General features: G+C 51.2%; 8 protein-coding genes. 4 read left to right on the top strand and 4 right to left on the bottom strand.

Translation table 11 applies throughout. The features are described 5' to 3' along the window. Nucleotides 1-5 precede the first annotated feature (5 nt). Nucleotides 6-950 carry a bifunctional riboflavin kinase/FAD synthetase gene (gene ribF / locus D0C16_RS19080; protein WP_151033827.1) on the bottom strand — a complete coding sequence of 315 codons (945 nt, stop codon included), beginning with the start codon at nt 948-950 and terminating at the stop codon, nt 6-8. 119 nt (nt 951-1069) lie between these two features. After that, entirely contained in the window at nt 1070-2584 is a 1515-nt protein-coding gene (gene murJ, locus D0C16_RS19075; RefSeq protein ID WP_255482113.1) for a murein biosynthesis integral membrane protein MurJ, read from the bottom strand. A 200-nt stretch (nt 2585-2784) separates the two neighbouring features. On the opposite strand from murJ, the gene D0C16_RS19070 reads away from it, so the two are divergent. The 4 genes from D0C16_RS19070 to D0C16_RS19055 all read left to right on the top strand — a co-directional run bounded on the left by D0C16_RS19070 (nt 2785) and on the right by D0C16_RS19055 (nt 6217). Then, on the top strand, nt 2785-3507 hold the full coding sequence (locus tag D0C16_RS19070) for an MliC family protein (protein WP_151033826.1): 723 nt from the start codon (nt 2785-2787) through the stop codon (nt 3505-3507). Further along, entirely contained in the window at nt 3489-4487 is a 999-nt protein-coding gene (locus D0C16_RS19065) for a DUF481 domain-containing protein (protein WP_151033825.1), read from the top strand. Before D0C16_RS19070 ends, D0C16_RS19065 begins: the two co-directional genes overlap by 19 nt. 87 nt (nt 4488-4574) lie before the next feature. Continuing rightward, entirely contained in the window at nt 4575-4868 is a 294-nt protein-coding gene (locus tag D0C16_RS19060) for a YebG family protein (protein WP_151033824.1), read from the top strand. A gap of 536 nt (nt 4869-5404) precedes the next feature. After that, on the top strand, nt 5405-6217 hold the full coding sequence (locus D0C16_RS19055; RefSeq protein WP_225318764.1) for a transporter substrate-binding domain-containing protein: 813 nt from the start codon (nt 5405-5407) through the stop codon (nt 6215-6217). A gap of 10 nt (nt 6218-6227) precedes the next feature. On the opposite strand, the gene D0C16_RS19050 is transcribed toward D0C16_RS19055, so the two are convergent. Next, complete coding sequence (locus D0C16_RS19050) at nt 6228-8249, bottom strand: phytanoyl-CoA dioxygenase family protein (RefSeq protein WP_151033823.1); 2022 nt, start codon at nt 8247-8249, stop codon at nt 6228-6230. Between the two features lie 38 nt (nt 8250-8287). After that, nucleotides 8288-11935 (bottom strand): hybrid sensor histidine kinase/response regulator, encoded by a 3648-nt coding sequence (locus D0C16_RS19045; protein ID WP_151033822.1) that lies wholly within the window; start codon nt 11933-11935, stop codon nt 8288-8290. Nucleotides 11936-12122 lie beyond the last annotated feature (187 nt).

The raw sequence follows: 12122 nt of genomic DNA, 5'->3' as shown, positions 1-12122 counted from the left end.
CAAATTTAAAGTAGAAAAAATTGTTTGGCCTGGGCAATGTCCATTTGCAATTGGGTTTGCAATTCATCCAGTGAATTGAATTTTTTTTCATCGCGCAATTTAGTGTGGAAAGTCACATCAATCATGGCGCCATAGGCCATGCGCGAAAAATCAAATAAATGTACTTCCAGCAGCGGTTTTTTATCGCCGGTCACTGTCGGTCGCACGCCAACGTTGGCAACACCCTTGTAAACACTGCCATCAGCAAATTTAACCGTAACAGTGAAGACACCGTGCAAAGGCGATCTATACCGACGCAAATGCACATTAGCGGTAGGCACACCCAGTTTGCGCCCCAATTGCTGACCGTAGGCAATGCGACCATTGATGCTGTAGGGCTTGCCGAGCAACTGTTCGGCACTGGCAAAATCGCCCTGTTCCAGCAGTTGGCGGATACGGGTACTGCTAACCCGTTCGCCCCCCACCTCCAGCGTGACCGTATCAGTCACACTAAAACCGCGTTGGCTGCCGATAGTTCGCAGAAGCGCAAAATCGCCGCGCCTGTCGCAGCCAAAACGAAAATCGTCCCCCACCACCAGGTGTTTAATACCCAATCCATCAATCAGCACCTTTTCCACAAAGGCTTCTGCCGAGAGGCGGCGCAAGGCATCGTTAAATTGCAGGCAGAGAACACGATTGACGCCCGCCGCTAATAACGCCTGGACTTTCTCGCGCAGGCGCATCAAGCGCGCCGGCGCTTTATCGCCGGCAAAAAACTCGTGCGGCTGGGGCTCAAAAATAATCACAACTGAGGGCAATTTGCATGCGTTGGCAACTTGCTGCAGCTGCTGGAGGATCGCCTGGTGGCCAAGGTGAACGCCATCAAAGGAGCCAATCGTAGCAACGCAGCCGCGGTGCGAGGGGCGCAGGTTGTGTAAACCGCGAATAAACGCTGGTGCCGCCGGATTCACGCTGGGTACAGCCCTCAATCAAATCGACCAAAAAATGAAGGCGGGCAGTATACAGGAGCGACAACGCCTGAGCCTACCCCGACTCAAAATCCCCGGTGCAGAATCACAAAAGGGCGACATTAGTGGTGCGCTTTGAAATCGCGCAGTCGAACACCGACCGCCAGCAGTGTCAGTATGTAGGCCAGCAACCCAGCGACACAGACCGCAGTCAGACGGATAACTCGTTCCAGCAGGTGCCATTCGGCCCACCCGGACCAAAACTGCAATAGCGCCAGAAGCACCGCTACCATGGCCAGATTCGCGGCGCCGTAACGCAACCAGATAGTCGCCCATTGGCTGGCCGGAGCGTAGACCCCGGCCTTGCGCAGGCCACGATAAAGCAGGAAGGCATTAACGTAAGCCGCCATGGCCGTCGTGAAAGCAAGGCCAACATGCCCCAAACCCCAGAGCATTGCCAGTGGAATTACCACCAGAGGCTTCATCAGAATGTTGGCGATAATCGCCACAATACCGGTACGCACCGGGGTTTTCATGTCCTGACGGGCGAAGAATCCGGGCACCAACACCTTGATCAGCATGAAGGCAAACAAGCCCAGCGCATAGGCTTTGAGACTGTAGGTGGACATAAGAATGTCTGCTAACTTCATCTCGCCGTGATAGAACAGTGTGAACAGAATTGGCTCGGCGAGAATAATCAGCGCCAGGGTGGCCGGCAATGCAATCAGCACCACAAAGCGGATTGCCCAATCGAGCATATCGCTAAATTTCTCACCAGACTGGGCCGCACTAAGGCGCGATAGCCCCGGCATAATTACCGTTGCTATGGCCACACCAAACACCCCCAGCGGCAACTCCACCAGACGATCCGAATAGAACAGCCAGCTCACTGCACCATCTCCCAACATGGTGGCGATGACCGAATCCAGCAGCAGATTAAGCTGACTTACCGAGACACCAAAAAGCGCCGGTGCCATTAACACTAAAATGCGCTTCACCCCTGGGTGAGACCAATCCAATTTGGGCGACGGCAGCAGATGAATCTGCTTTAAAAACGGCAGCTGAAACAGCAGAGAGAAAACACCTGCCGCCAAAATACTCCACGCCAGCGCATAGGCGGGATTGGGGAAAAAATCGGCCAGCAACAACGCCGCCGCGATCATAAAAATATTCAGGAACACCGGAGTTACGGCGGGAATCGCAAAGCGGTCGTAGCTATTTAAAATCGCCCCGGCAAAACCGGTGAGGGAGATCAGCATCAAATAGGGAAAGGTAATGCGCACCAGCTCCACCAACAGCGAGAACTTTTCCGGCTCATCCGCATAACCCCAGCCAAAGACGTAGGCAAAACCCGCCGCACCCAGAACCCCCAAAAGAGTAAACAGCAGCAAAATCGAACCCAGGCAGCCGGCAACCTTATCCACCAGTTCTTTTACCGCCTCACGCCCGCCCTTTTCCTTGTACTCGGCCAGCACCGGAATAAATGCCTGTGAAAAAGCGCCTTCGGCAAACAAACGGCGAAAGAAGTTGGGAATTTTTTGCGCAACGGCAAAGGCGTCCATGGCACCACCGGCACCCAATACACTGGCCAGCACTATATCGCGCACCAACCCCAAGACCCGCGAGGTCATGGTCATGGAGCCAGTCAGCAAACTTGAACGCAGCAGGCTTTTGGGGCGGGGCTTGGATTCAGGGGCGGACGGTGTTGGATCTGTAGGACGGGGAGATTCGGACACTAGGAAATCCTGTGGGGACAAAAAGATACGGCATTATCCATGGCTGATATACTCAGGCACAACACCCAAACCCACTCCAGGAATGATACCGAGGTGCCACTATGATATTAGCCGCCTATTGGTTGAGACGTTCACTATGGATCGCCGTCGCCAGTGCTTCGATAAACAGTTGGGCTACACCACCCAAGACAATCCATCCAAGCTGGGATCTGGATAAAGACGGCATCAACGATTGTGAAAAAGATGGCTCCTGTGACCACACGCAGAATTACTCCTTGCCGCGCCCGACCACAAAATCTACCCCAAGCTTTAATTGCACCAAGGCAAAATCGTCCATAGAAACGCTGATCTGCGAATCGCCTGATCTGGCGATTCTGGACAACAAACTACACGGCATTTACCACGCTGCACAACAAAAGGCGAAAAACCAACACCCTCCCCTGCTTAAAGCCGAACAACGCGGCTGGATTAAAGGGCGCAACGACTGCTGGAAAAGCGAGACGCCGAAAGATTGCGTGAACCAAGCCTACCAACTGCGCATTGCAGAGCTTCAAGCCCGCTATCAATTGGTGCCCCATCTGGGCCCATTTCGCTATCAATGCGGAGCGTCACCCGCGGATGAATTATTCGTCACTTTCCATCAAACCGAGCCACCCACCTTGATTGCCGAGCGCGGCGATAAATCATCGCTCATGTATTTGTCGCAAGCCGCCAGCGGCGCCCAATATCTCGGTCAAAATGAAAGCTTTTGGGAGCATCATGGTGAAGCCAGAGTCGTCTGGGGATTTAACGCTCAGGAGCTGGTGTGCACAAAAGAACAATAGCTTTCGCTTGCTGCAACCTTTCGATCCTCGGCACCACCTTCGGATTCTCACCACCGGTGCTTGCAGACCAGGTACGCCTCACCAACGGTGACCAAATAAGCGGATCCATCACTGCATTGGCTGAAGGGTCATTAACCATTCAAACGGCTTATGCAGGCTTATTGACGATTAACCTCAATGCCGTCCAAAGCCTGGAAACCGATCAACCACAATTCTGGAGAATTGACTCGAACACCCAGTCAACGAGGCTCCAATTTAGCGAAAAGGCTGGCCATGTAACTACCGCTGGCGCTACTTATCCACTGACGAAGCTCGCTTTGGAAAAACCCTCTTCCACGTGGAAAAAATCCGGCCGGCTCGAAGGGGCGATGGACATAGACAATGACTCCGAGCGAAAAGAAAAACAGCATTTCTATACCGAACTAGACCTCGAATCCAACGACTGGCGCCATGAATTGAAGGCCGAAACCAAGCGCGACAAATCGCATAATCGTGTCACCGAAGATACCCTTGAGACCAATTACCGGGTGGACTATTTGTTCAATTCTCATTGGTTCGTCCGCAGTGCATCCAGCTATCGAATCGAAGGAGTAGAGCTGGAAACCAGCTATTGGAACACGGGCATAGGCCCGGGGTATCGTCTGTGGGGCCAGCGCAAAGACAAACTTGATGTCATCGTTACCTACAACCGTTTTGGATTGAAGGCGGGCCCGCTAAACTGGCATTTTTCGGCTTACGCCCTGAATCTGGATTATCAGCAATTTTGGTTCAATGAGCATTTGGAAACCTTTGTCGATGTTGAAATGGCAATCCCTAATATTGATTGGGTGGATTATTTGGCTAATACCAGCAGCGGTATTCGCTATTACCTATCGCACAATATTCACCTATCGCTCAAATACGACTTTAACGAAACCCACATGGACACAGGAACCACCCAAGACAGCAGTTACACACTGGGCGCAGGCGTTAGTTTTTGATACCGGACAATTAACTTTTTGTTGACATACCCACCGCCAACAAATACTGTATATAAAAACAGTAACAACACTTTTGAGGAATTCACAATGGCAGTAGTCGCCGTTTGGCTATGTGATCGGGATGGCAGTATGTTTGAAGATAGAAAAGTTGCAGAAGAACACGATAAGTATCTGGAGCTGGCCGCCAATATCACGCAATTGATTGAAGACAATATTCCCGGCATCGATGAACAGCACAGTGAAGCCATTGGCCTGCTTTTGGCGCAGCGCCGCGAGTTACTGGCCAAAGCCTGTAAAGGCAAGCCCGATGAATTATTACAGCCTTTCACTTACGAAAAGCCTGTAACCCTGAACAGCAAGACCACCCCCGCCAAGGACTAGGAACATCAGGCAGAGGTAGTTGCTGTAAGCACCGGTTCGCCCACATCAACCGGTGCCGTTAATGGCTGCCCACACGGCTATTAACACGCAAACAACTGAATTCGCCATCAAGGCCGCTAACCGCAAGGCGGCGGCACTAATAGCTTTCTCGGTGGTTTGTGACGTGTTTAAGTGAGCTTTTTGACTGGTGAGTCACTTCTCCCCAGCAGTGATTTTGCTGCTCAACTCGCTCACTTGCTTCCAATGACTCATTGTAGCCAGGTCGTTCAGCCACACCTGAGCCAGCACTGAGCCACTTTTACCGCCGCACCTTTTCTAGTGATAACACACAGGAAACCTCAACGGGTGCGGTGGTTTTTTCCCCACCTGGCCACCGTTAAGCAGATCAAAGATGATTTATGCGACGTGCAAAATCTGTACTTTCAACTAGAGTTAGGAGACTGCAGACTAGTCGGCGAGCCGCTCCAATGAATTATAAAAAAGCAAAATCCCAGTCAATTTCATTGACCTTGATATGTTCCTTGATATTACTTTCTATGTTCATTAACCCTGCTCAAGCGCAGACCAAACTGCGCGTGGTGCAGGGCAATAACTCGATAGAAACCTATGCAAAGGGGCTACTGATGTTAGCCCTGAGCAAATCATCCAACAAATACGCATTAGACGAAGCGGTACCTAACACCAGCGAAGAGCGCATGGTGACAATGCTGATGGAGAACCAGTTGGATGTGGTCTGGTATGCGACTACCAATGATCTGGAAGAGCGCTTACAGCCAATACGGATTTGTATTTACCGCGGGCTTCTGGGTTACAGGGTATTGATGATCAAGAAAGGTACCCAAAATAAATTTAATGGTATTAAAACGCTGGAGGATTTAAAGCGCGTTTCCCTCGGCCAGGGCCGCTTTTGGGCAGATACTAATGTACTGACCGCCAATAACCTTAATGTAGTTAAAGTACTTAAATACGAAGGCCTGTTTTATATGCTGGATGGCGATCGCTTTGATGGCTACCCACGCGGCGTACATGAACCCTGGTCGGAAATGCAACGCTACCCCAAACTGGCACTGGATGTAGAGCAAAACTTGCTGCTGTCTTACACCAATCCGTTTTATTTTTTTGTAAGTAAATCCAACACCAAACTGGCCAATGAAATTGAGCAGGGGCTGCGTACAGCGATTGCCGATGGCAGCTTTGACGAGTACTTTTTTAACGATCCAACCGTGAAAGATGCGATCGAGAAATCTAATTTAAAAACCCGCACCTTGATTCACCTGGAAAATCCCACGCTTCCACCCAAAACGCCAGTGGACGACAAATCGCTCTGGTTTGATCCCTATTCGCTTTGATGGTTATCTTCTACGCATGAGCATACATATTGATGTATTGCACCATGCGTGGAAAATCCGCGCGGTTCGGGCTGCTGCCATGGGGCAGCGCCTGATGCCAAATAATTAAATCACCGGCGTTAGCCGCAATCGCTTTTACCGGCCACTGCGACCAATCCTGTTGCTGCACATCAATACCGGTTGGTTGTTGCACCAGCCAATCATCAATTTTTTTGTGGAACCCCGGCACGCAGCAAAACGCCCCCTGGTGCGCTGCAACATCGGTTAAATAAATTAATGCCTGGGTACCAAAAGCAATGGGAGGGCACAAATCCAGATCCCAATGCATACCCGGCCCGGGAAATTTCCATTGGCTGGTCTCCGGTGGATTAAATCCGGTGCGATCGGTGGAAACAACCAAATCATCGCGCTGCCAGAGTTGATTGAAGATGGCGCGGATGCGTGGCGATTGTCGCGCAACCTCCAATGCAGGATGCGCAAATAATTGCACCATGATCTTTTTCATCTCACCCGCTGGCTTATACCAGGATTCAGGATCATCCGGCGTAATATGCAGATAGTCCCAGATCGCATTGCGCGCCGCCGCCGTTTCTTCCGCAGATAAAACACCGGGAATAATTAAATAGCCGTGCTCTTCCCAATGTGCTAATTGCTCACTACTCAAGGGTGAATGATGGGTATCTGCCAATATCGATATTTCATCACGCAGACGTGCCAACAACGCAGTATTCACTCGCTCAATAATCAGTGGATCAATAGCACCACCATTCGCGAACTCTAACCAGCGTTCAAATTCAACCAAGGTATTAGCGTGGTAAACCTGCGCAATGGCGGGTTCCAACCCCACCCCCAATTTATCCAATAGTATGCGGTCCAATTGCCATTCGTCTGTTTTAATTGCGTGCAATTGCGCCCGCGCCTTAGCCGAGCGATTAACGCGCCGTTGCAATTGCGCCTTGTGCCAAAAGCGTTTCAGGTGATATACGCCAAGCGCTGTTTTTTCATAGAAATCCGGCAGCTGTACTTCATCGATACCCGGCCTGCGTTCATAGGCAAATACAAAGCGCGGGTAGTTTCCCTGTTCATAGCCATAACGCAACACACTACCCGCCTGCGGACGCGCATCGCGCTCAAACAGTGGCAAGGTTAATTGTGATTGGTTTTCGCGCAACACCAACGCATCAAATACGCGGATCTCAGTGGTTAATTTTATATTTTCCAATTGATCCGAATGGTGCGGCACCGTTAAATGCCCGTGCAATGGCGATTGATCACCACCCCCGATTAGCTGCGCCGTATGTTTATCCAATTGAAAAATGGTACCCAGATGCAAAGCGCTAATGTTGTGACTATCCATATCGGACAACCATAATTCCAACCGAATTTGTTGCGGAATTAGCCAACCGTCTACCGTCAGAAATTGTTGCAGATAGCTGAAAATAGCAACCTGCGGCTCCTGAATTAAACCCTGACGCATGGTCTCGGAAATGATCAGATCAAAATGGTGCGGCGCCTGCCATTCGCAGGCATCAGCTTGGACAATGGACTCCAGCAAATGACTATCGTGCAATTGCAATTCGTTAAGTAATTTTTGCAAATGCCCTAGCGATTCAGCGTGAATATCCAGCAAGGTTACTTTGAGCGGCTGGCCAACAAACAGCGGTAACAAAGGCACCAGCAATAAACCAAAAGGCCCGGTGCCAGCATAGAGCACACGCAGCGGTTGTTGCGTCGTTTCTGTAACCCCGGTTGACAAATAGTTTGCGAGTTTTTTCTGCAGAGCAGCATAGACGCCCTGTATAAATACCCGCGTGCGCTCTACGTCTTCTGCACACTGGGCAGCGGTAGTCGGTGATACAGCTTTGCCTTGCGCAGTAATACTGGCGCCTTCATCCAGAAAAGAATCCGGATGCAAATCCATCTGGGTTATTTCACACAAGCGCCCAATTAACTCATCAACCAAAGGTTTGGCAGCGCCGGCATGGGTGGTGTCAAGTAAGCGGGAAACCAATGTAACGAGTGGGTGAGGCATCAACCTTATCCTTAATGAAATATTATGTTTACCAGCGGTCAGTCCGCGACAGGTACCAACTCCAACAGCTGTTGCCACATCAAATGCTTGGTGACCGGTTTTAATAATATCCGCGCGGGTGCAAGCGTTTGGGCAGTTTGCACATCCTGATCAATAATATTCGCGGTGAGAAAAATAATCGGCGTATTCCGCCAGCGCTCACTGGCGCGCATGTTTTTTGCCACTTCAAAACCGTCCAGCTGTGGCATTTGTAAATCCAGAATTACCAGGTCCACCTGCGTCTGATCCTGCAACAACTCCCAGGCTTTTAAACCATTATTTGCTTCCAGTAGCTGTGCGCCCGTGTGCTTTAACTGCTTATACAAAATCATGCAATTAATCGCATCGTCATCGGCAAATACAATTGTTTTCGTGCGCAAGTCCGGCGCCTGTTCCAGTGGCGCGGCTAGCGCATTGGCAGCCTGTTGCAATTCTGGATCAGGCGAGACCAACGGGAATTGCATGATAAAACGCGATCCTTTGCCCAGCGTGGATTCAACATGAATCTGGCCACCGTGCTGCTCAACCAAATAGCGTGTTACCGTAAGGCCCAACCCGGTACCGCCCGACCGCCGATTGGCAGATGCCTCCAGTTGGCTGAAGGGGACAAACAATTTATGCATATCTTCCGGTGCTATGCCTATACCTGTGTCCTGCACCATTAATTGCAATGCGTTCGTTTCACGCTGGCTAATCACCGCAACACTGCCTTCATCCGAATATTTAATACTGTTGCTTACCAAATTAATTAAAATTTGTTCCAGACGATTAGGGTCAGCCCAGATACGCTCATCCGGTGCACTGCTATTAATCAACTGTAAATTTTTATTGGCGGCGAGCGGTTTAACAATCGAAAATATTTTTTCAATCAACGGGTGCAATTCCACCCAGCATTTAAATAATTCAATATTGGCTTCCGCCATTTTGGTGTAGTCAAGAATATCGTTAATCAAATGGCTGAGCCGGCGCCCGCTGGAAATAATCAACTCGAGTTTTTTGCGCGCCTCCCCTGGTGGCAATTGCAGCTCTTCGTCCAACGCCGACGCCAAACCGACAATACCGCTAACCGGCGTACGCAATTCGTGAGAGGTGTTGGCAAGAAAGGCATCCTTAATGGCGTTGACACGCATCAAGGCGTGATTCAATTGTTTTTCTTTTTCCAGCGCCGCCAATTCCCGTTGATGCCGGTAGAGCAAATAAAATACGCTGATCAACAACAAGAAGTAACCCGCATAGGCCCACCCAGTTTTCCAAGGGGGCGGCAAAATGCGCAGAGCGATATCCACTTGCTGGTCACTCCACTGGCCACTGCTATTTGCCGCTTTTACCTGGAAGCGATAACTGCCGGCGGGAATGTTGGTGTAGGTCGCACTATTTTTGCTGCCTATATCATTCCAATCTTTATCGAACCCTTGCAGGCGGTAAGCGTATTGGTTAAACGCCGGCAAATGGTAACTGAGCGCCGCAAATTCAAACGCAAACATGCTGTGTTGGTAGGTCAATTCTAGCTGCTCGATCAAATTTACACTCTGTGCGAGCGGGGAATCCGGGGTGCCAGAAATAACTTCGCGATTGGTAATTTTCAAGCGCGTCAGGAGCACGGGAAAACTCGCCGCCTCTCTGGTCATGCGCGCTGGATCGAACCGACTCATACCTTCCACACCACCCACATACAGCTCGCCATTGCTGGCATGCAGTATGGCCCCGCGATTAATGGTCACGGCATTAATTCCGTGGCTGCTATTGAATGCGATGATCGAGAGAGTATTCGGACTCACGCGCGCCAACCCCTGGTTAGTGCCCAGCCAGAGATTGCCATCGCTGTCTTCGGCAATTCCGGTGACCACCAAATCGGGCATGCCCTGCTCCAGTCCCAAAGGTATCAACGGCTCCTGGTCACCGATCCAGATAAACACGCCGGCATCGAGGGTTGCAATCCAGATCCGCCCGCGAGAGTCTTCAAACACATTGCGCACCATCAAGCTGGGCATGTGCCGGTTACCCGTATCATGTCGTCCAAAGTGAACGTAGCTTTCGCTGGCCGGGTCGTAACGATCCAACCCATTGGTTCCCCCTATCCAAAGACGCTGCTGGCGATCGCGCAACAAACTGTATATGTCCTGACTGGAAATACCCGCCCCGGCCCCCTGCGGCAAGAGCACCAAAAAGCTACCCGTAACCGGATCGAAGCGATTTAGTCCACCCTCCTGAGTCGCCAGCAGGACCTCGCCATTCGGACCAGGCAAAATATCCCAGACAATGTTTGCGCTTAGGCTGCCGGGGCGGTGGTCTGCTAAAAAGTGCGTGAGTTTTCCGTCAACACCCAGACGGTAAGCGCCGTCGCTCCAGGTGCCAATCCAGGTGTTACCCAAGGAGTCGCGCGTTAGGGAAGTGATAGGTTTTCTGGGTAGCGCCAGCGGCGAGCCGGTCGCCGAGAGGTCCGCAAAAAAACTATTTCCCGGATTAAACTCGTTAACACCTTTTTCGGTACCGACCCAGATGCGCCCATCGGGCAACTCCATAAAACTGAGCACGCCCCTATCGTTCAATTCGGGCGCCGTTGGATTTCCGGTTTGCTGGAAGTTGCTGACCTTGTCGCTGCTGCGATGGTAGAGACTGATACCGCTGGGGTAGTGGGTTATCCACAAATTGCCTTCGCGATCAAAAAGCAATGCCACTGTTTTATCACTTACCAGAGATTGAAGATTGCCCTGATGGTGACGGTAGCTCGTCCAGATTTTACTACTGAGGTTGTAGCGCAGCAGACCACCGCCATCCCCCGCAATCCAGAGGTGGCCCGCTTGATCGCGGCGAATGGTCCACACAGTGTTGCTACCTGCGCTGTCCAGTGGTGGCAAATGCTGAAACTCGCGCGTGCGCGGATTAAAGATATCGAGCCCGGCTATATGCTGCCCCAGCCACAGGTTTCCGTCTGCATCTTCCCCGATCGCATTAATCCGGTGCCCCGCGCTACCTGTCGCGTCGCTACGACTGTGGGGATAGAAATAAAACTTTCCGCGCTCCAAATCAAAACGCGCGAGGCCCGCATCGCTTGTTCCCAACCAAATGCGCCCGTTTGAATCTTCAAACAGCGCACGAATCGTGGTGATGCGCGCGGGGGAATTCCCGACAGGCCATTTAAACTCCCGCACCTGGGTGCGCTCGGGATTAACGACAATCAATCGGCCACCGTCGCCGACGTACAAATTGCCCTGTCGGTCCTCCAGCAAGGCATAGATATTGTTATGGGAGCCCAACTCAGCTTGGGTAAAGGGGACAAATTCATCGCGCTGGGGATCGTAGCGACACAAGGCCTGCTCGGCGCCCACCCACAAATCGCCGCGGCTATCGCTCAATAGTGCTTGCACAAAACGCCCGCAAATATTGTCGCGATCGGCGCCTCGTCCAGCATAGTTTTTCAGTTCCACACCGTCGTAGCGTAACAGTCCTTCGCCGCCACCAAACCACATAAATCCCTGCCGGTCCTGGGCGATAGCCACCAGATTGTTCATGGCCTTTTGGCTCGCCAAATCATCCAGCCGGATCTGTTCAAAATGAATATCTCCCCGCGCCAATGCGCAGGGCAGCAGCAATAGGATCAACAAACACGCGCGGTTGACGGCAGAGCTTATAGGTAACCAGTTCATGAACCAGAGTTTAGACCGCAGGGGTAGGTTTTGCCGCCTGTTAGCAGGACTTTACCTAACCGCTGCGGCGCGTAAGCAATCACAAAATCGCGGGTTATCTCCAAGCTGTCATCAAAACAGCAAAAAATTTTAACAATGCTTATATAGGTTTTGCCGGGAACCCTTAACTAAATCACTCATGAAGGAG

This window comes from Cellvibrio sp. KY-GH-1 (assembly GCF_008806975.1).
Taxonomy (GTDB): Bacteria; Pseudomonadota; Gammaproteobacteria; order Pseudomonadales; family Cellvibrionaceae; genus Cellvibrio.
Note: the sequence above shows the minus strand (reverse complement) of the source record. Positions and strands in the feature narration are given on the sequence as shown.